The following is a 20,358-nucleotide window of genomic DNA, read 5'->3' on the forward strand; positions in this document are numbered from 1 at the left end:
TCGCGAAGACGATTTCGAAACGCGCGTCGAGAGTGCTGCGATTCGTGATGTGCGTACTGAATCGAGACGTCGCGTCGAGAACGGGCGGCGATCGCTACTGCTCCTGGGACGGTGCGAGTTCGTCGAGATCGACGCTTTCCTCGAGCAGTACCTCTTTCTGGTCGGCGACGATGCGCTGTTCGCGCATCAGTTGCTTGAGTTTGCTCTGGGGCGAGAGGTCGCCGATGAGGACGCCGCCGACCACCTTGCCGTCCTTGAACGCGATGCGACGCCACTCGGTGTCGCTGTACCGGCGTTCGGCGTGGTCGTCGCCGAGGGTCGGGTGACCGAAAGAGAGGAAGGGGAAGTCGAAGTGGGTGATCGAGTACGAGGACACCCACTGGAACGCCTCGGCTTCGTCGTCCGCTGCCATGTTGACGGCAGCGATTCGGCCCTGTTCCTTGGCCGACCCCCAGGAGCCGTTCTGGGCCTGTTCGCCGAGCAGAACGTCGTAGAACCGCGTGATGTCGCCGGCGGCGTAGACGTCGTCGACGTTGGTCTGCATGTACTCGTCGACGACGATCCCGTTGTTCTGCTTGATTCCTGCACCGCGGAGGTACTCGGTGTTGAACGTCAGGCCGATCGCGACGCCGGCGAAGTCACACGCGTAGCGATCGCCGTTCGGATCGACGGCGGCGGTGACGTGGCCGTCGTCGTCGGTCTCGAAGTGATCGACGCCGCTGTCGAAGACGGGTTCGACGCCCTTCTCGCGCATGCCCTCGTGCATGATCTCGGCACCGTCTTCCGAGAGGGCGTACCGCCACCAGCGATCGCCGCGCATGAGGTACTTGCCCTCGACGCCCTGGGAGCCACAGACGGCGGCGAAGTCGATCCCGAGCAGTCCGGCGCCGACGATGACCGCCCGGTCCGCCGCCTCGGCGCTCTCGCGAATCTTCCGTGCGTCCTGGAACGTCCAGAAGTGGTGGATTCCGTCGGCGTCGCTGTTGTCGACCGGAAGCTGTGTCGGCGTCCCGCCGGTCGCGATCAGCAGTTTGTCGTAGGAGATGTCGTCACCCGCGTGCGTGTGGATCGTCTTCGCGTCCGTGTCGACGCTCGTCACGTGGGTGTTGAGCGAGAGGTGGATGTCGCGTTCCTCGTACCACTCCTCGTCGTGTATCGAGATGGGGGCCTCCGGGAGCTTTCCTTTCGCGTGCTCCTTGATGAGAATCCGATTGTACAGAGCCTCCCCCTCATCGGTGATGACGGTAATCGAAGACTCCGGGTCTTCCTCCCGGAGGGTCTCGGCAGCCGAACTGCCCGAGATCCCGTCACCGATGATCACGTACTGGGTCATACCGTGACCGTTCGTAATGCGGGTTAAAGTGGGTTGCTATCTCGTTCATTTTCCCGTCTGGCTGAACTGTGCCAACGATTGTCCGCCAGCAGGCGAGTTTGTCTCCACGATCGAAACTTCGACCCCGATATATGACGGGCGTTCCGACCGATCGCTCCCGTGGCCCGTCGTGTCCCCGATCGGCCCGGGTGCAGCGCCCTTCGCCCCCTCCGAACCGTTCTTGTGGAGCGATTCCCTAAGTGGGTCCATGAAGATCCGCCAGAACGCGCGTCACTTCGCCTCGCGGAAGGCCCTCGAGATTCCGGGCGTCCGATCGGTCACCAGGTCGGGGTTGGTCCGCCTTCACACGAAAATATTCACGAAGAAGGCCGATCCGGACCACGCCGACGAACGCACCGATCGCCTCGACGCCTTCTTCGACGCGACGATGGACACCTACCTCCGTGCGCTCCAGGAGGGGTACTCCGAGGCCGAGGCTCGCGAGATTACCCACGTCCAGGCCAACTTCGACTTCTACAACCACGGCTGGACCGAGATGATGGAGTTCCCCGCCGACGAACTCGACGATCACTACGACCGCTACCGGGACTTCTTCGAGACGTGGGAGATCACGATCGACGATCCGCTCGGCCAGTTCGCGCCGCCGGAGGGGCTTCCCGCGGCACCCTCGACCCCCGAAAAACTCGAAACACCCGAACATCCGTACGCCGAGGGCGGATTCGCGGACGACGTCTACGTCGAGACCGCGGACGGCGACCTGATCGTCGGCGGCCAGGACGAACCCGACGACGTCGACGTCACGCAGGCCGTCGGCGTCGACGACGAGACGCCCGAGCCAGAAGACGACTGATCGGTACCAGTGTCCCGATCGGTCCCGTCGTCATCGATGCACCGTCCGAGACCGGTCGTCGCGGCGCGTCGATCGGTTCGAATCGCCACCACGAACTGTTCACCGCGCTGTCCCGACCGCGCTCGTTTCGAGGAGGCTAAGTGGGCGGGGCCTCGCGGTCTCAGCAACGACCGAGTATGGCACTGAACGCGAACGATCGCTCGATCGCGGGCTTTACGATGGCCGGCCACGCGCTGGTCCACTGGTTCGAGACGTCGATCCCGATCTTTCTCGTCGTCTGGCTCGCCGAATTCGACGTCAGCGTGGCGCTCTTCGGCCTCGTCGTCGCGCTCGGTTACGCCCCGTTCGGCCTCGGGGCGCTTCCCGGCGGGATCCTCGCCGATCGGTTCGGCACGAAACGACTCATCCTGGGGTGTCTCGCGGGCATGAGCGGTGCGTTCCTCGTCCTCTCGATCGGCACGTCGATCTACGCGATCGCCGTCGGCCTGCTCCTGTGGGGCGTCGCCGCCAGCATCTACCATCCGGCCGGCCTGGCGCTCATCAGCACCGGCGTCGAGGATCGGGGCACCGTCTTCGCCTGGCACGGCATCGCCGGCAACGCCGGCATCGCGCTCGGTCCGTTCGCCGCTGCGACCCTGTTGATCGTCCTCGACTGGCAACTCGTCGCCGCCCTGCTCGCGCTTCCCGGGCTGGTGGCGGTCCTCTACGGACTCTCCGCGGAATTCGATCCCGCTGCGGCGGTCGAAGACGACGCCGACGCCGGCCCCGACGAGGCGCTCTCCCTGTCGGGCCTGGTCGGCGACTCCCGGGCGCTGTTCGCGAGCGCCTTCGCGATCGTCTTCGTCATCGTCACCTTCGAGGGGCTGTACTACCGGGGGATGCTCACCTACCTCCCCGAGATCCTCCACGGCCTCCCCGCGATGGACGCGCTCGAACTGCCGGCCGGCCTCGAGGGGATCGAACCGGCCGACTACATCTACGTCGGCCTGCTGGTCGTCGGGATGGCGGGCCAGTACGCCGGCGGCAAACTGACGAACCGCGTCGCGCCCGCCCGCGGACTGGCTGCGATCTTCGGGATCCTCGCGGTCCTCGCCGTCGCGTTCGTCCCCGTGACCGGGCTGGGACTGGGTGCGATCGCCGCCCTCTGTGGCGTCTTCGGCTTCTTCCTCTTCGCGATCCAGCCGTTCTACCAGAACGCCGTCGCGGTCTATACCCCACCGGACAGCCGCGGACTCTCCTACGGCTTTACGTATCTCGGGGAGTTCGGTCTCGGCTCGGCGAGCATCGCGATCGGCGGCTTCGTCCTCGGGGGACTTCCGCTGGCGGCGTTTTTCCTGCTGATCGCCGGGTTCGCGGTCGCCGGCGGCCTCCTCTCGATCGGACTGGTCGCCGGACTCGATCGGTATCTCGTGACCGGGCACGCGCCGGAGAGACGGACCGACGTCGACGACTGAATCGCGGGACCCGCTCACGCGAGCCAGTGCGGTTCGAGGTACCCGGTTTCGGTCGTCACCTGGTCTTCGGGCCAGATAACTTCCTGTGAGCCACCGTCGCCGTTCTCGTCTGCCTGCCACTGGAAGAAGACCGCCTGCACGTTGTCGGGCCCGTAGATGACGTCGTGAGCGAACTCGTGATCGTGGTCGTAGAACTCGATGGTCCCGGTGACGCCGGTGTACTCGGCGGATTCGAGTTCCGGGACCAGTTTCTCGGAGTCGACCGTCCCGGCCCCGTTGGCGACGTGGGCGAACAGTTTGATCGCGTCGTAGGTGATGTAGCCGGTGTAGACGGGATTGGTGCCGTACGCGTCCTGGTACGCCTGGATGAAGCCCTGGGTTTTGGGGGTAATCTCGCTCTGTGCCGTTGCGCTGGTATAACTGACGCCGTACCTGCACAGCCCGTTCGTCTCGTTCCAGTAGGCCGGAATCTGCATCGGGACGTGGATGCCGCCGAACGCGAACGGTTGCGGGCGGGGCGGGACGTCCGGGCGATTGGGATACGCCCAGTCGAGCAACGCGTCGGTCCCGGTGTGGGCGGTCGAGATGAAGGCCACGTCGGCCTCGTTCGCTGCGACCCGCTCGTAGATGTCCGAGAAGTCCTCCGTCGCGGGGGGATACCGCTCTTCGACGGCGATCTCCACCTCGTCGATGTCGCCGAGCTGGTTCTGGTAGACCTCCCACGGCCCTTCCGTCCACTCGTAGTCCTCGACGAGGACGGCGATCGAGTCCCAGCCGATATCCGCCCCCATGTCCTGGAGGAAGTCGATCTGGACCTGCCCGAGGTCGTAGTTGTTGACGGGGCCGACCCGGAAGTGGTACTTGTAATCCTCGTAGTTGCCGGGCCGGGTCTCGCTCACCAGGGCACTCGCGGCCGCCGTCGCGGCCCCCGAGGTGAGATGGAGCGTCTCCTGTTCGGCGATGTCGTCCATGATGTTCATCAGCGCCTCGCTGGCGAACACGCCGACGGTCACGTCGGCACCGTGATCGAGGATCAGTTCCTGGTACTTGCGCCTGGCCTCGAGCGGACTGGCCTTGGTGTCGACGACGACCCGCTCGACGTCGCGGCCATTGATGCCACCGGCCTCGTTGAGTTCGTCCACCGCGACCGTCGCCGCGTGTTCGATCGATCGGCCGATGAAGTCGCTCTCGGGTTCGGGAGCGAGGACGCCGATCGTGACCGGGCCGTCGTCGTCGTCGTTGCCCGCGATCGTCCCGTACGTGTCGAGACAGCCGGCGAGCGACGCGACCGTCGCACCCCCGGCCGTCGTCCTGAGGAGTTGGCGGCGGTTCAGCCCGCTTGCTCGGCCGCCGTCGGGGCATTTCGTCCCGGTCCCACTGCAACTGTCGTTCATTCTGCACGGTCGTTTCGACCTAAAATTCTTAACGTTTGTGGACGGGAACCATTGACAACCTCGATCGTCCTCGCCCGATCAACTCCGAAAATTCGGCCGGAGAGATCGGTTCAACCGATCGGGCGTCTCACTCACGATAGATCAGTATCAATAGCGATAATCGCGGCTGACAATTTATGTGCCGGTAACGTCCTCCGTGGACTATCAATGGGCTCCGTCCGACGACTGGTACCGGCGGCCATCCGACGCAGATACGCGGTCAAGTTCGGAATCGCGTTGCTCTTACTCGGGCTGTCGGTCGGATTGATCGGGTTCGTCGCGACCGCCGGAATAACTAACGAAGTAGAAGAGCGGGTCCAGAACGACCACGCCTCTTTCGCCGGCCAGGAAGCACAGAATCTGCAGATGTGGAACGAGCAAAACGAACACACGATCGGAAGCCTCGCCAGGTCCGACGCCGTCGCGAGTGACGATCCGGCGCGGATCCAGGAACGGTTCCTCGAGTGGGAGGAACATCAGGACGTGGACATCTTCTCGATCTCCTACGTCGATACCGAAAACGGGACCGTGCTCGCGAGCACCGACGATGCCCTCCGTCGACAGCCGATCGATCGGATCGAAGGCGTACCGGTCGAGGCCCACGACGAAGCCGGTCAGGACGTCCCCTGGGTCTCCAAGGCATACACGACCGAGAGCGAATTCGGGCAGGAGACGGCCGTCATCACGTACGTCATGCAGACGCCCGACGACCGGAACCGGACGATCGTCTATACCGCCGATCTCGAGGCCTACGCGACGCGGCTCGACGAAGACGAGCACGTCACGACGATGGTGCTCGACGGCGACGACGAGGTCATGCTGGACAACGCCGGCTACGGCGAGGACCACGCGACGCTCGGCCACGCGTACGGCGGCAACGACGAGATCCTCCAGTCGGCGCGAACGAACGGCTCGACCACGATGCAGATCGACGGGTCGACCGCCACGGCGATCGACGACGGCGACGGGAGCTACGGCTTCACGGACGAGGAACACGTCGTCAGTTCGGCCCGCGTGCTCGGCACCGACTGGGTCGTCGTCACCCACGAACCGACCGCCGAGGCGTACGGGTTCGTCACCGCCGTCGACCAGTACGGGACGGTCGCGACCCTTCTCGGAGTGCTACTGATCGGGATGGTCGGCGCCGTGCTCGGTCGGAACACGGCCGTCGCGATCGATCGGCTCACCGACAGGGCCGGCAGGATGGAGGCAGGCGACCTCGACGTCGACCTGGAGACGGACCGGATCGACAACATCGGCCGGCTCTACCAGGGCTTCGACTCGATGCGCGTGGCGCTGCGCGAACAGATCGAGGAAGCCGAAGCGGCCCGCGAGGAGGCCGAACGCGAGCGCCAGCGCGTCCAGAAGATCAACGACCACCTCGAGGCGAAAGCCGCCGAATACAGCGCGGTGATGGGCGACGCCGCCGCCGGCGACCTCACCGCCCGCGCGGACACCGACAGCGAGAACGAGGTGATGGAACAGATCGGGACGGACGTCAACGAGATGCTCGACGAGATCGAGGAGACGGTGGCCGACCTGAACCGGTTCGCATCCGAGGTCGCAACCGCCTCCGAACAGGTGACGGCGTCGAGCGAGGAGGTCCGATCCGCCTCACAGCAGGTCACCGAGTCGATCCAGGAGATCTCCGACGGGGCCGAACGGCAGAACGAGTCGCTCCAGTCGGTCAACCAGGAGATGAGCGGACTCTCGACGACGACCGAAGAGATCGCGTCCTCCTCGAACGAGGTCGCGGACATCGCCGAACGCACGGTCAACACGGGCCAGGAGGGACAGGAAGCGGCCCAGGAGGCGATCGCCGCGATGGACGACATCGAAACCGAGGCGGAGGGTGCGGTTTCCGAGATCCGCCGACTCGAGGACGAGGTACAGCAGATCGACGAACTGATCGCCTCGATCTCCGATATCGCCCACCAGACCAACATGCTGGCGCTGAACGCCAACATCGAGGCCTCACGCTCCGCCGGCGCCGAGGAGGACGAAGGGTTCTCCGTCGTCGCGAAGGAGGTCAAGACCCTCTCCGAGGACGTCGCGGAGGCGGCCGACGAGGCCGAAGATCGGCTGGAGGCGATCCGCAAGCGGACCGAACAGTCCGCCGCGGAGGTCGAGGGGACGAGCGACCGGATCGAGGCCGCCAGCGACCAGGTCCAGGAGGCCGTCGAGTCCCTCGAGGCGATCGCCGATCTCGCGGGTGAGACGAACGTCGGCGTCCAGGAGATTTCCGCGGCGACCGAAGAACAGGCCGCAACGACCCAGGAGGTCGTCGCCATGGTCGACGACGCGGCGACGATCTCCGAGGAGACCACCTCGGAGGCCGAGAACGTCGCCGCCGCCGCCGAGGAGCAGACGACGGCACTGACCGAGGTGACGAAATCCGCCTCGAAGCTCTCCGGACAGGCCGCCGAACTCTCCGAGGCGCTCGATCGCTTCGATACCGACGTCGATCGATCGACCCTGCGAGAGCGGGAGTCGTCGACCGTCGGGGACGGGTCGGAGAGTGCGACCGTGTCGACCGGCGGATCGGCTACCGATCCCGGATCGTTCGACGAGGAGCGGGACCTCACGCTCGAATCGGACACCGAGGCCGAACCGCTCCCGCCGGTGAACGACGACGACGTGCTCGACGAATCGGAGGTCGCGACCGACGACGCGGCGTCCACGGCCGAAGACGAGACGGACGAGTCCGACGACGCCGAATCCGCCACCTCCGGGGACGTGTTCACGTTCGGTGACCAGCCCGGTGACGCCGAGTAACGGCGACCGCCCCCGCCGATCCACCGCAACCGCGGGTTCTCCGCTGGGCGCGAATCACGCCGACGCCGTCAGAGACGCACCGTCCGTCTGATCCGGCGATTCCGAACTCCCGTCGAGCCGATCGGCACACGCCAGTCCTGCGTCGATTGCCCCGCCCAGCCGTCGCTCCGGATAGTGTGGCGCGCTCGCGACCCCGGCGTAGTAGACGCCGTCGGCCACCTCGTCGGCGAGATCGACGGGGACGAGTGCAGTCCGATAGCCGGCCTCGTACACCGGCTGCCGGAACCGAGTCGTCTCGACTGCCCGGAGGTCGGTCCGGTCGAACGCCGGGAAACACGTCCCGAGCGCCTCGAGCCACCGGCGCTCGATCGTCGCCGGCGATTGGTCGCGGGCGGCGGAACGACCGCCGTCGAGGAGGTAGTATTGGTGGTGCCCGTCGTACCGGTCGACGGCCACGAACGCCGTGTGCGCGACGAGTTCGTCGAACGGCGCGTCCGCTCCCATCGTCACCCGATACACGTCGGTCAGCGGCGTCGTCGTCGAGACCCGGACGCAGGTCCGCGTTCGCATCGGGAGCGAACAGCGGTAGCCGGTCAGCCCCTCCAGCTGGGCCGGCCCCGTGGCGATCACGACGGCATCGACGGCGTAGGACTCCGTGCCCGATTCGCCGGTCCGATCGACGGCGATCGACTCGACCGCGCCATCGACGTCGACGGCGGAAACACGCGCGTTCGTGTGGATTCCCTCGGGACCGATCGTCTCGACCAGCGCGTCGACGAGTCGAGCGGCACTGCCCGCGAGGTACCCCCGGACCTCTCGGCCGAATCGGGTCGTCTCCCGCTCGGCCCGGAGGTGATCGAGAACCCACGCGGCGCTGACCTCGGAGGCGCGGGAACCGAACCGCGCCGCGAGGAGGGGTTCGAAGAACCGATCGTAGACGCGCGACGACGCGTGCGCGCGGAGAAACCTTTCAGCCGAGACGTCGACGAACGCGTCGTGCTCGTCGTACGCGCCGGGGTTCGGCAGCGTGCGCGGGAACCCGCTGACGTCGACGCCGCTCCGCAGCGCCGCCAACCGCGCGGCGTCGCCGAACGAGAGGTCCGGGAGGGCGACGAACTCCCACGGCGCGTCCGTCGGGTGGACGGTCCCGTCGACGTACCGCCCGGTTCGAGTCGGGTGCCATTCGAGGTGGGTCGCGAGCCCCAGATCCGCGAGCAGGGCGCAGGCCCGCTCGTCTCGCGGGCGGGACAGCGAGCAGGGGACGGCCTCGATCGGGTCACCGTTCGTCGCCGCTGTCCCGGCGACGCCACCGAGTTCGTCACCCGCTTCGAACACGCGAACGTCGTAGCCACGCTGGGCGAGGCTGGCAGCCGCCGCGAGTCCCGAGACGGTCCCACCGACGACGGCGATCATGTCTCGACGACGGCGGTGGTGGCTCTTTGCAGTTGCGGATGTGGGGCGCGGCCGGTCGTCGTCGTTCGCTACCTTTTTGCCTGCAGTCTCGGAAGAAATCGGCATGCTCTCCGTGCGGGCACCGGCGACGAGCGCGAACCTCGGGAGTGGCTTCGACGTCTTCGGCGTCGCTCTCGGGACGCCGGCGGACGTGATTCGGGTCGAACGCGCGCCCGAAACGCGGATTACGGTCACCGGTGCCGGCAGCCAGTACATCCCGGAAGAGCCCGACCAGAACACCGTCGGTGCCGTCGCGGATGCCTTAGACGCCCCGGCCCACATCGAGATCGACAAGGGCGTCCGCCCCTCGTCGGGGCTGGGTTCGTCGGCTGCGAGTGCGGCCGGGGCCGCCGTCGCGCTGAACGCACTCTACGATCGGGGCCTCTCGCGCGAGGAACTCGTCCCCGTCGCCGCCGAAGGCGAAGCCCTCGTCTCGGGTGACGCCCACGCGGACAACGTCGCACCATCCCTGCTCGGCGGGTTCACGATCGTCACCGACGACGGCGTCACGCAGGTCGACGCGTCGATCCCCGTCGTCGTGTGCCTCCCCGAAACCACCGTTTCGACCCGCGACGCCCGCGACGTCGTTCCCGAAACCACCTCGATGACGGACGTGGTCGAAACCGTCGGGAACGCGGCCACCCTGACCGTCGGGATGACCCGCGACGACCCCGACCTCGTCGGCCGCGGGATGGACGACGGCGTCGTCACGCCCGAACGCGCCGCGCTCATCGACGGCTACGACGCCGTCTCCGAGGCGGCACTCGACGCCGGCGCGACCGGCGTCACCGTCAGCGGGGCCGGCCCGGGCGTGCTCGCGGTCTGTCACGCGGCCGATCGACGCGGAGTCGCGGCGGCGATGATCGACGCCTTCGACGACGCCGGCATCGAGAGTCGGGCCTACCAGACGGCCGTCAGCGACGGGGCGCGGCTGTATCGCGACTGATGGGGACCCCGACGGACGCCGGTCTCGCACTGCTCGCCCTCGCCGCGTTTCTCGGCGTGTCCCTCGTCGCCGGTGCCGAGTACTCGATCCCGTTCCTGTTCCTCGGCGCGGTCGGCACCGTCGTCTTCGAACTCCTGGCGTTTCGACGCGCGGACGCCGTTCGCCGGGTGTGGGAGCGCCGACCCGTCCAGGTCGCGTCGACCGCGGCCGCGCTCCTGATCGCGATCGTCGGCGGCGTCGTCGCCCCGTCTCGAGTGCTCTCCGCGGGCGTCGGTGCGCTGTGCACCTATCTGCTCTTCCTCGCGATCGTCTTCGCCCGCCGTCGGTACTGAACCGTTTCCGATCGTTTTCGACCGTTTGCAACCGATAAACGGCTCAACGAACACGAGGCTTATATCTAGGACGGAACTACAGTCGGGATACCGATGACGAACGACGACTCACTGTCGGTAGTACCGACCATCGACGACGAGCACGTTTCTCCATTCGTTCGGATCACGCTGATCGTCGCGGCCGGACTCGCCCTGCTCGGCCTGATCGCGCTCCTCCCGGGACTCGATCGGTTCCTGTCGGTGCTCCCGGTGGCCGTCGACGCCGTCCTGCTCGCCGGAGCGACGTATCTCGTCGCGGCCGGCCTCCTCGCGGCCGTCCCACCGATCGACCGACTCGTCCGGGACAGTCTCGAGGGGCCCGATCGAATCGTCGCGGACGCCGCCGCGAGTGCGAAGTACCTCACCGCGTTCGTCGCCGTCCTCGTCGCGTACCACGGCTTTCGGCCCGCGTTCGAGCCCGTGATCGCCGATCTCACCGCGTCCTGGGTCTATCACGCGGGGTTCCTGGTCACCGGGCTCGTCCCCATCGTGCTGATCGGTCGCCGACTCCGCCGGAGCCTGGATCCGGTCGCCGAACTGGTCACGGGGGCGCTCGTCCGGACCGCCGGAACCGACGGGGGCGATTCGAACGGGCGTCCACATCGCGAGTGACGATCTGATTCGAAGCGAGTTCTCATCGACGGTCGGAATCGTCCTCTTGATCGTCGATCGAGGAATCGAACTAACTCGACGCCGCCCGAATTTCTACGGTAGCTGTTCCCTATCACGGCGGTACGCGGTCCGTACCACCCGTAACTCGATCTATAACGATTACTGACGTTCACGAATCCCGAACGAAATGGGGCGGGTGGTCCGACGCGATCGACCTGACGACCGTCGATCCGACGAGACAGGGGAGTACAGTTCGGAGGGATCGGCGTCCGGGATCGGGAGCCGTGGCCAGGTCCACGTCCTCGGGATGGTTCTGCTCGTAGGAGCCGTCGCGGTCGCGAGCGTCGGAATCGTGCTCCTCGGCTCGACCGCGCTCGACACGCGGGAGACGGCGGTCGAAACCGAACGCGCCGAGGAATCGCTGCTCGAATTCACCCACGCCGCGGAGACGGCCGCCGTAACCGGGCAGCGATCGTCGTCCGTCTCCCTCGGCCCCTTCGATCACGGCTCCGTCGAGACGACTCCGGACGACGGCCGCGTGCGCGTCACGCACGTCACCGACTCCGAAGCGGTGCTGTACGACGCCTCGCTCGGCACGGTGGCGTACGTCGACGGCGATACCGAGATTGCCTACCAGGGCGGCGGACTGTGGCGACGCGAGGGGAACGGCACCGTCCTGCTTTCCGACCCAGCCGTCGACTACCGGGACGGAACGCTCACGATTCCCGTCGTCCGCGTCACCGGAGACGGCGTCCAGGGCCGGTCGATCGACGCTTCGGTGACCCGATCGCGGTCCCCGACGAGGATCGACCTCCCCGATCACGACGCCGCTCGGGGGCACGCGACCGGCGACCTCCGGATCGAGATCGAGAGCGCGTACTGCGACGGCTGGGAGCGGGAACTCGAGGCGACGGTTCCGGGGAGCGTCGTCGAACGCTGTTCGGACGGGCAGCCAGGACGCGTGCGGATCGAACTGGCCGTCCCGCGGACGATCGATCCCGTCGACAGCGCCGTCGTCGCTCACGAGATCGATATCCATCGAAACGCACCGCCGATCGAGGGCGACGTGCGAACCGGTGCCGTCGACGAGGATCGGGTCAACGGGAGCGTGATCGACGCCGGGTACGAGTATCCGTCGGTCGACGGACGGGTCGCCGAACTCGTCGACCGCTGCGAGGACCAGGGGTTCGAGGACCTTCCCGACGAGGTAACCGAGCCCGGACGGTACTGCGTCGACTCGATCGACGACGCCCACACGTTCGACACCGCTGCGGGAGACATCGAGGTGGTCGTCCGCGACTCGATCGGCGACCCGAACTACCGGGACGAGTTGCGGTTCGAGGGGGAGAACGACCTGACGATCTACGTCGACGGCGACCTCTCGGCGCGCGGCAACGCCGTGATCGGGAACGAGTCCGACCCGTCCCGGACGCGCCTGCTGTTCTCCGCCGACGGGACCGCGACGACCGCGAACGGCGACCCGACGATTGCGGCGCTGCTCTACGCGCCGGATTCGACCGTCTCCCTCCAGGGCAATCCGACGATCGACGGGAGTATCGTCGCCGAACGGGTCGAGATCGACAATATCGAACCCGGCGTGGTCCGGTACGACGATCGGATCGCCGGGGTCGGCCTCGCTCCCGGTCCCGGACCGCGCCTCCGCTATCTCGATGCGACCGCGTACGAACTCTCGATCGACGACTGATCCGAGGTCGGCCACATCGACGGCGCGTATCGACCGGCTCGATCGGCTGCGGCGTTACTTCGTCGGAGCACCTCTTCGCCAGCGGTGAGCGTAGATCCGGGGGAGAGCGTCGACTCTCGCCTGTCGGACGCTCTGCGGGACCGTCGACACTCTCGTGGAGACGCTGGCCGGGAGCGGGCCGTACGGGAGCGTCGAGACCGCCGTCGGGTTCTTCGAAATCGGTTTCCGGCCGAGGTAGCCGGGACCGCGTTGCGTCGACTCGTACAGGTCCTCGAACTTCGAATGGCCCTCGATAACCCCTTTACGAGCTGTTTTTGCGCCCTCTTTTACCTCCTGCTGGATCGCGGCGTTCGTCGCGTTGCCTTTCTCCTCCTCGCCGAACTTCCTGATCTCGGCCGCCGCTCTGGAGTCGCCGGAGGACCCGAGCGCATCGGGGCCGACGACGTCCTCGACTTCGGCCTTGAGCTGTCGGAGTTCCCTCTGGAAATCGACGAGATCGACGGTATTCCAGAGCTCTCGCAGTTTGATGGCGTGCCGGATCGTGCTGAAGTCCAGTGCCAGGTCAGGATCCTTCTCGCGGATCGCGTTCGGGAGTTCCTCCAGGTTGACGAGGTCTGGCAGGGCCGACACCTCGACGACGTCCGGCAGCCGTTCGAGGTCGATCGTGTCCAGGAGATCCTCGACTTCTTCGACGACGTCCCACAGTTCCTTCGCCGTCGACGACAGCGTCTCGTCCGAGCCGTCGCCGTCCGTTTCGCGGAACAACCGCTCGATTCCAGCTTTGATTTGATCGGACAGTTGCTCGAAGTTGGTTGGGGACGTCGCCTGACTCATACAGGAAGTAGGCGGTACCGGGACAAAACGAGCGTGCTTGCCGAGCAGTAACGGATCCATCACGTCGGCGGACGAAATCGGGTCGAGAGGCCGTCAGTTAGACGCCCCGGCCCTGCAACTGCTCTTCTTCGGGCAGGTCGACGTTCGCGTCGCCTTTCATTCCCTTGCCGAGGTTCTTCGAGATTTCGGCGAGCGCCTCGGGATCGTCCCAGTTGTTGGTCGCCTCGACGATCGCCTCTGCCATCTCCGGCGGGTGCTCGGCACCGAAGATGCCGCTGCCGACGAAGATGCCGTCGCACTCGTGGTGCATCATGAGCGCGGCGTCGGCCGGCGTCGCGATGCCGCCGGCGGCGAAGTTCACGACCGGGAGTCGGCCCATCTCGGCGGTCTCGTGGACCAGCTCTGCGGGCGCTTCGATCTCGCGGGCGTAGGCCTCCCGTTCCTCGTGGGTCAACCCCGCCAACTCGCGGATGGCGCCCTTGATCGTCCGCTGGTGGTGGACGGCCTGGTTGACGTCGCCCGTTCCGGCCTCACCCTTGGTGCGGATCATCGCCGCGCCCTCGTTGATCCGGCGCAGGGCTTCGCCGAGGTCGCGAGCGCCACAGACGAACGGGGCCGTGAAGTCCCGTTTGTCGATGTGGTAGGCGTCGTCGGCGGGAGTCAGGACTTCCGACTCGTCGATCATGTCGACGCCGACGGCCTCGAGAATCTGGGCCTCCTTGGTGTGACCGATCCGGGCCTTGCCCATCACCGGGATCGAGACCTCGTCGACGATCGCCTCGACGTCGGCGGGATCGGCCATCCGGGCGACGCCCCCGCGCTTGCGGATGTCCGCCGGGACCGCTTCCAGGGCCATGACGGCGACCGCACCTGCGTCTTCGGCGATGCGGGCCTGTTCCCTGTCGACGACGTCCATGATAACGCCGCCCTTCTGCATCCGGGCGAACCCTCGCTTGACGAGATCCGTCCCGCGTCGCAATTCCTCCAGATCGGTATCTTCGGCCATGCGGAGGCGTTAGGAACCACTGCACTTACGCGTGTCCTTTGTGGACGTGGGGCTTCGCGATCGACTCCGGCCCGGCGCCGGCCCCCGGCAATCGCTATCGTTTTGGGTGTGCCCTTCGTCGCGCCGGACAACACGATGTCCGCGTCGACCGGGATCCCCGATCGCGACCCGCTGCCGAGCTATCTCGCACCTGTGCCGAAGACGATCGAGGATCTCGGACTTCGGTTCGCGTGGCTCATCGTCGCGATCAACCTCGCGGGGACGGCCTTCGGCTTCTGGTACTACTCGGGCCAGTTCGCGACGACGGCGCCCGTGATGTGGCCGTGGGTCCCCGACAGCCCGATGGCGACGTTGCTCGTCGCGCTCGCGATCGCGGCGTGGAAACTCGGTCACGAACAGCCCTGGCTGACTGCGCTGGCGTTCTTCGGAAATATCATCCTCGGACTGTGGACCCCCTACACGCTGCTGGTCTTCTCCGAGACCTACGCCGCGCAGACCCACCCGCTGATGTACCAGTTCCTCTTCTGGAGTCACCTCGCGATGGTCGTCCAGGCCTACGTCCTCCACCGGATCACGGACTTCCCCGTCTGGGGGGTCGCCGCCGCGCTCGCCTGGTACACGAGCAACCTCCTCGTCGACTACTTCGTTCCGATCGTCGGCGAACCACATCACACGATCCTTCCCGTCCCGCGCGACGAACCGATGTTCCTCGCGGCCGACGCGCTGGGCGTCGTCGGCGCGGGCGAAGTCACGTTTACGTTGCTCGCGTGTTTCCTCGCGCTCGCGACGCGGGTCAAAAAGTGTGAAGCGGCTCGACCGCAGGGCGCCGACGGCTGACGTCCGGCGGACCCGGTGCTCTCGCGTCGCGATCCGTGACTACGTGTGGTGCTGTGCGAGTTCGAGGTACGGATCGAGGTCCGCCGCGGCCGCGCGCCGCTCGATCGTTCCGGCCGCCCGATCGTACCGGACGACTCCCGAATCGATCAGTTTCGGCAGGTGCGTGTGGTGGAAGGCGGTCGTGATCGCAGCGAGTCGTTCGCGCGTCGGACCACCGTCCCGGTGGGCGAGTTGTGCGGTGACGTCGTCGATCGACACCGCCCCGACTTTCTGGGACAGGTAGTACAGCGCTGCCCGGCGCTGTTCGTCGAGCAACAACTCGAACACCGTGTCCACGGGGAGCGTTGCGTGGCCGGACGAAGTTTCTGCGTTGGAGATATCGGTCTTCATGGGTGCTCTGTACTCGGCTTACACGGCTCCGGACGACCCGTCGACTCACGGCGACTTCAGCAGAGCACACCGCTCGATTGGTCACTCTGGACATCAATCTTCCGTTAAATATAGGATAGTATGGCTGTTTTCCGGACAAATACTCGTCGTCTGGTGAACGAGACGGTGTAGACACAATAATAGTCCATTACTCGGCACAGCAGTCCACTGATCGCACCGTCACTGCTGGACCTCAACTGCGACGGAACCTCGAAATCGGACGGGGGCACGTCGGCAATCCCGACGGGGATCGATCCGGTCGAACGAACGGGCCGGTCAGCCCACGGTTGGGCGTCGGAACCGTCGCCGCTACTCGAGGATCACGACCGCGGACTCGGTCTCGAGCATCTCGCCGTCGCCCGAGTACGTGCGCTCGAGTTCGACCTCGAAGAGGTCGTCGTCGAGTTCCTCGCCGGCGACCCGGAGGACGCCCGCGTCCTGATCGATCTCGTACTCGCCGCTCTCGATGCCGGCGTCGATTTCGCCGACCTTCGAGCCGTACTTCGGACCGAGCGTCGAATAGTCGAGGTCGATCGAGGCGACCTCGGTCGAGATTTCGGGTTCCTCGTCGAGCAGGGTCAGTTCCCGGACGTGCATCACGTTCTGAATCGCGTCCTCGAAGCCCTCCACGGGTCCGTAGACCGAGACGGATTCGAGGTCGGCGTTCAGCGGCAACTGGTTCTCGCTCTTGTGCCGCCGAAGCGCGGAGATGACCTCCATCGCCGTCTCGCCGGCCGCGAGATCGGCCTCGTATCCCAGGGGTTCTGGCCAGTCGCGGGTGTGAATGCTGTCGAGGTCCTCGGCCTCCGTGTCCGCGTAAACCGTCTGCCAGATCTCCTCCGTCACGTGCGGCAGGAACGGGGCCCACAGTTCGAGGAACGTCCGGTGGGCCGTCCGCAGCGCGTACTGCGTCGAGGGGTTGTCCTCGCGGCCCTTGGCGATCTCGAGGTAGTCGTCGCAGAAGGTGTTCCAGAAGAACGTCCGCAGCCGATCGCGGGCCTTCGCGAACTCGTAGTCCTCGAACTGGGACGTGAGCTCATCGATGGCGTCGTCTAACTCTGCGAGGAGCCAGCGATCGATCGCCTCGAGTTCGTCGGGTTCCTCGGGCTCGGCGGGCGCGAGGGTGTCGACGAGTTTCGAGGCGTTCCAGAGCTTGCGCAGGAGTTTCTCGCCCGCGGTCAGGTCCTTCTCCTGGTAGGGGAAGTCGTCGCCGACCGCCGCACTCGCGGCCCAGAACCGCACGGCGTCGACGGGGTACTCCGCGAGCACCGCGTCGGGTTCGACGACGTTCCCCTTCGACTTGGACATCTTCTCGCGGTTCTCGTCTAACACGTGACCGTTGATCATCGTCGCGTCGAACGGCACCTCGCCGGTGTGCTCGTAGCACTTGACGATCGTGTGGAACAACCAGAACGAGATGATGTCGTGGCCCTGGGGACGGAGGTCGAACGGGTAGAGTTCGGGGTGTTCCATCGTGAACGCCTCCGCGTCGGCGTCCCAATCCCAGCCGGCGTTGATCAGCGGCGTGAGCGAGGAGGTCGCCCACGTGTCGAAGACGTCCTCTTCGGCCTCGAACTCGTCGTGGCCGCACTCGGGACAGGCGTCGACCGGCGGGTCGTCGCTCAGGGGATCGACCGGCAGGTCCTCGCGATCGGCCACGATCTCGTGATCGCAGTCGGCGCAGTACCAGACCGGGAACGGGATCCCCGAGTCGCGCTGGCGCGAGATCAGCCAGTCCCACTCCAGCCCTTCGATCCAGTGGCGGTAGCGGGTGAACATCTTCTCGGGGTACCAGTCCATCTCCCGGCCGGCCTCGAGGTACTCCTCCTTGTGGTCCAGGATCTCGACGTACCACTGCTTGGAGACGCGGAACTCGACGGGGGTCTCGCAGCGCTCGTGGACCTGCACCGTGTGGGAGATTTCCCACCGATCGCGCAGGGCACCCTCGTCGTCCAGATCCTCGACGATCGCCTCGCGGGCCTCTTCGGTCGAGAGTCCCTCGTACTCGCCGGCGAGGTCGGTCATCGTCGCGGACTCGTCGATCGCCACTCTCAGCGGCAGGTCGTGGGCCTGGTACCACTCGATGTCCTTCTGGTCGCCGAAGGTACAGCACATGACGATCCCGCTGCCTTTCTCCATGTCGACGCGGTCGTCCGCGATGATCGGCACTTCCTGGCCGAAGATCGGGATACGAGCCGTCTCGCCGACGAGGTCCTGGTTCTCGTCGTCGTCGGGGTGGACGAAGACGGAGACGCAGGCGGGCAACAGTTCGGGGCGCGTCGTCGAGATGACGAACTCCTCGCGCGGCGCATCGTCGCCGACGACCTCGAACGCGATGTCGTTGAAGTGCGAGCCCCGCTCGTCGTCCTCCATCTCGACCTGCGAGATGGCCGTCTCGCACTCGGGACACCAGATCGCGGGAGCCTTCTTGCGGTACTCCCGGCCCTTCTCGTAGAGGTCGAGGAAGGACAGTTGCGAGATCCGCTGGACGCGCGGTTCGATCGTCTTGTAGGTGTTCGACCAGTCGATCGAACACCCGAGTCCCTGCATCTTCTCCGTAAACTCGGCCTCGTACTCCTGGCAGACCTCGCGACAGAGGTTCTGGAACTCGCGGCGCTCGTAGTCCTGGTGGCGGATGTCCAGTTCCTTCTCGGTCAGGCGCTCGCTCGCGATCCCGTTGTCGTCGTAGCCGAACGGGAACAGGACCTCGCCGTCGGCCATTCGCTGGAAGCGCGCGGCGAAGTCCTGCAGCGTGTGACCGTAGAGGTGGCCCATGTGCAGGCTGCCCGACACCGTCGGCGGCGGCGTGTCGATCGCGTAGACGGTGTTGGGGTCCCGTTCGGCGTCGCCCTCGTAGGCGTAGACCTCCTCGTCGACCCACCGTTCCTGCCAGCGGGATTCGACCGTGTCGGGGTCGTAGCCCCCCTCGAGGCTCGGTTCGTCGCGGTCCTGTTCGGGTGCGTCCATACTCATGTTCTCACCGCCCGGCGCGGGCGTCGTCGGTGCGTCGGTGCGATACGCAGGTGGTCGGTATTCATAGCTACTACTGGCCCTTGATCGGTGAATTCTGATCGGCGACAATACATCCGTCGAAACGGGGTTGGAAATGCGGGGCTATGGGGCCCCTACGAAAACCGTGTCGCGTGGGCCGGCGAACGCGGCCGTGGCCGCGCCGACGCGGGTCATGGTGCCGTGTAGGATCGATACGATGTTAGTTGTTTCGTCGTCGGCGTCGTCGTCACCGGGTCGTCGACGCTGGATCGGGGACTGCGACGGCGTTTGGGAGTCGGTGATCCGTCTCCGAACAGTTATTTCGCTTCCAGAGCGATGACCGACCGATGCTCCCCGCCAACGGAATTCACGGATACGTCGGCGTTCAGGCCGCGTTTTACGCGTACGTGGCACTCACGCTCGGGATCACGATCGGGCTCCGGTGGCTGGGCGTCCCGACGAACCTGGCGGTCGTCGCGTTTCTCGTGGTCGGGGCCGTGCTCCTGGTGCCGTTCTGGCCGCTGTTCGCCGAACACCATCCGGAACACGCCGATTGAGTCGACCCCGACACCGCAGTCGCCTACTCCTGCTCCGATCCCGACGTCTCCGTACCCAGGTGGATCACGGCCCGCGAATCGCTCACGTGGCTCACCTCGCCGTCGAGGTACGCCGCCAGCCGATCGAGAAAGCCCGCCTCCGCGTGGTGTTCGTCGGCCCTGACGAGCGTGATCCGATCGTGACTCCGCGCGTCGTAGTCGCCCTGCATGATCACCGAGAATAGCTCTCGCGGGGTCACCGGTTCGCCGGCGTCCAGACGCGCGGCGATCCCCTCGAGGGTGGACTCGACGGACGTCTCCACCTCGAACGTGACGTCGACGGAGACGCTCTCGTCCCGATCGGTCGCGGCGAGGAACTCCTCCGAACTCCTGATCGCGGGTTCGAGGACGTCCTCGAAGTCGACGCCGTACCGCTCCGTGCCGAGGTAGACGAAGGCGACCATTGCGCGGAGTCCGTCGAGGAAGGCGTCGTCCGTCGTCGTCGCCTCGAACACCTGCCGCCGATCCTTCGCCGGGAGGGTGTGCAACAGCAGGTCGAAGTCGAGCACCCCCGCGCGAATTCGCCGTCGGATCCGCGCCTCGGCGTTTCGCTTCGATTGCTCGTGGTCCATCTCCCGCTCGCCCAGCAGGTACGCCCGGTCGGCCGGACTGAGGACGCCCCGTTCGCGATCGATTTCCGTGTCCATAATCGATATCCGATTATACGACACCGGTTTCCATCCGAAGCACTATGAATCACCCGGTCCCAGTAGCCACCGATGACCACGAACTGG

General features: G+C 66.2%; 17 protein-coding genes. 9 read left to right on the forward strand and 8 right to left on the reverse strand.

Features of this window, described 5'->3' with window-relative positions:
* Window positions 1–94 precede the first annotated feature (94 nt).
* Complete coding sequence (locus tag MUG98_RS17665) at window positions 95–1,333, reverse strand: NAD(P)/FAD-dependent oxidoreductase (RefSeq protein ID WP_265108744.1); 1,239 nt, start codon at window positions 1,331–1,333, stop codon at window positions 95–97.
* Window positions 1,334–1,580: 247 nt separating this feature from the next.
* Between MUG98_RS17665 and MUG98_RS17670 the strand changes: the two genes are divergently transcribed.
* Complete coding sequence (locus tag MUG98_RS17670) at window positions 1,581–2,183, forward strand: DUF6149 family protein (RefSeq protein WP_265108745.1); 603 nt, start codon at window positions 1,581–1,583, stop codon at window positions 2,181–2,183.
* A gap of 176 nt (window positions 2,184–2,359) precedes the next feature.
* A complete protein-coding gene (locus MUG98_RS17675; RefSeq protein ID WP_265108746.1) occupies window positions 2,360–3,637 on the forward strand; it encodes an MFS transporter in 1,278 nt (425 codons plus the stop codon).
* A gap of 14 nt (window positions 3,638–3,651) precedes the next feature.
* Here MUG98_RS17675 and MUG98_RS17680 read toward each other — a convergent pair whose 3' ends face one another.
* Window positions 3,652–5,031 (reverse strand): ABC transporter substrate-binding protein, encoded by a 1,380-nt coding sequence (locus MUG98_RS17680; RefSeq protein ID WP_265108747.1) that lies wholly within the window; start codon window positions 5,029–5,031, stop codon window positions 3,652–3,654.
* Window positions 5,032–5,238: 207 nt separating this feature from the next.
* Between MUG98_RS17680 and MUG98_RS17685 the strand changes: the two genes are divergently transcribed.
* A complete protein-coding gene (locus MUG98_RS17685) occupies window positions 5,239–7,845 on the forward strand; it encodes a methyl-accepting chemotaxis protein (protein ID WP_265108748.1) in 2,607 nt (868 codons plus the stop codon).
* A 54-nt stretch (window positions 7,846–7,899) separates the two neighbouring features.
* Here MUG98_RS17685 and MUG98_RS17690 read toward each other — a convergent pair whose 3' ends face one another.
* Window positions 7,900–9,258: an FAD-dependent oxidoreductase gene (locus tag MUG98_RS17690; protein ID WP_265108749.1), complete on the reverse strand. Its 1,359-nt coding sequence runs from the start codon at window positions 9,256–9,258 to the stop codon at window positions 7,900–7,902.
* Window positions 9,259–9,361: 103 nt separating this feature from the next.
* Here MUG98_RS17690 and MUG98_RS17695 point away from each other — a divergent pair, with 103 nt between their 5' ends.
* The 4 genes from MUG98_RS17695 to MUG98_RS17710 all read left to right on the forward strand — a co-directional run bounded on the left by MUG98_RS17695 (window position 9,362) and on the right by MUG98_RS17710 (window position 12,931).
* Entirely contained in the window at window positions 9,362–10,243 is an 882-nt protein-coding gene (locus tag MUG98_RS17695) for a homoserine kinase (RefSeq protein ID WP_265108750.1), read from the forward strand.
* A complete protein-coding gene (locus MUG98_RS17700) occupies window positions 10,243–10,575 on the forward strand; it encodes a hypothetical protein (protein ID WP_265108751.1) in 333 nt (110 codons plus the stop codon). The genes MUG98_RS17695 and MUG98_RS17700 overlap by 1 nt, the downstream gene beginning before the upstream one ends.
* Window positions 10,576–10,668: 93 nt before the next feature.
* A complete protein-coding gene (locus tag MUG98_RS17705; RefSeq protein WP_265108752.1) occupies window positions 10,669–11,226 on the forward strand; it encodes a hypothetical protein in 558 nt (185 codons plus the stop codon).
* 187 nt (window positions 11,227–11,413) lie between these two features.
* Window positions 11,414–12,931, forward strand: coding sequence for a DUF7289 family protein (locus MUG98_RS17710; RefSeq protein WP_265108753.1), 1,518 nt, complete (start codon window positions 11,414–11,416; stop codon window positions 12,929–12,931).
* A gap of 54 nt (window positions 12,932–12,985) precedes the next feature.
* Here the strand turns inward: MUG98_RS17710 and MUG98_RS17715 are convergent, their stop codons facing one another.
* Window positions 12,986–13,765, reverse strand: coding sequence for a hypothetical protein (locus MUG98_RS17715; protein WP_265108754.1), 780 nt, complete (start codon window positions 13,763–13,765; stop codon window positions 12,986–12,988).
* A 97-nt stretch (window positions 13,766–13,862) separates the two neighbouring features.
* Window positions 13,863–14,771, reverse strand: a complete 909-nt coding sequence (pdxS, locus tag MUG98_RS17720; RefSeq protein ID WP_265108755.1) for a pyridoxal 5'-phosphate synthase lyase subunit PdxS — start codon at window positions 14,769–14,771, stop codon at window positions 13,863–13,865.
* A 135-nt stretch (window positions 14,772–14,906) separates the two neighbouring features.
* On the opposite strand from pdxS, the gene MUG98_RS17725 reads away from it, so the two are divergent.
* The gene (locus MUG98_RS17725) at window positions 14,907–15,608 is read left to right on the forward strand and encodes a DUF1405 domain-containing protein (RefSeq protein ID WP_265108756.1); all 702 of its coding nucleotides are present in this window, start codon (window positions 14,907–14,909) and stop codon (window positions 15,606–15,608) included.
* A 39-nt stretch (window positions 15,609–15,647) separates the two neighbouring features.
* Here MUG98_RS17725 and MUG98_RS17730 read toward each other — a convergent pair whose 3' ends face one another.
* Together MUG98_RS17730 and MUG98_RS17735 are read right to left on the reverse strand one after the other, a co-directional pair.
* Window positions 15,648–15,998, reverse strand: coding sequence for a DUF7344 domain-containing protein (locus tag MUG98_RS17730; protein ID WP_265108757.1), 351 nt, complete (start codon window positions 15,996–15,998; stop codon window positions 15,648–15,650).
* 348 nt (window positions 15,999–16,346) lie between these two features.
* Complete coding sequence (locus tag MUG98_RS17735) at window positions 16,347–19,118, reverse strand: valine--tRNA ligase (protein ID WP_425601056.1); 2,772 nt, start codon at window positions 19,116–19,118, stop codon at window positions 16,347–16,349.
* 257 nt (window positions 19,119–19,375) lie between these two features.
* Between MUG98_RS17735 and MUG98_RS17740 the strand changes: the two genes are divergently transcribed.
* Window positions 19,376–19,585 carry a hypothetical protein gene (locus tag MUG98_RS17740; RefSeq protein ID WP_265108759.1) on the forward strand — a complete coding sequence of 70 codons (210 nt, stop codon included), beginning with the start codon at window positions 19,376–19,378 and terminating at the stop codon, window positions 19,583–19,585.
* A 23-nt stretch (window positions 19,586–19,608) separates the two neighbouring features.
* Here MUG98_RS17740 and MUG98_RS17745 read toward each other — a convergent pair whose 3' ends face one another.
* Complete coding sequence (locus tag MUG98_RS17745; protein WP_265108760.1) at window positions 19,609–20,271, reverse strand: DUF8102 family protein; 663 nt, start codon at window positions 20,269–20,271, stop codon at window positions 19,609–19,611.
* Window positions 20,272–20,358 lie beyond the last annotated feature (87 nt).

Origin of the sequence: Halosolutus halophilus, assembly GCF_022869805.1 — an archaeon.
GTDB classification, from domain to species: domain Archaea; phylum Halobacteriota; class Halobacteria; order Halobacteriales; family Natrialbaceae; genus Halosolutus; species Halosolutus halophilus.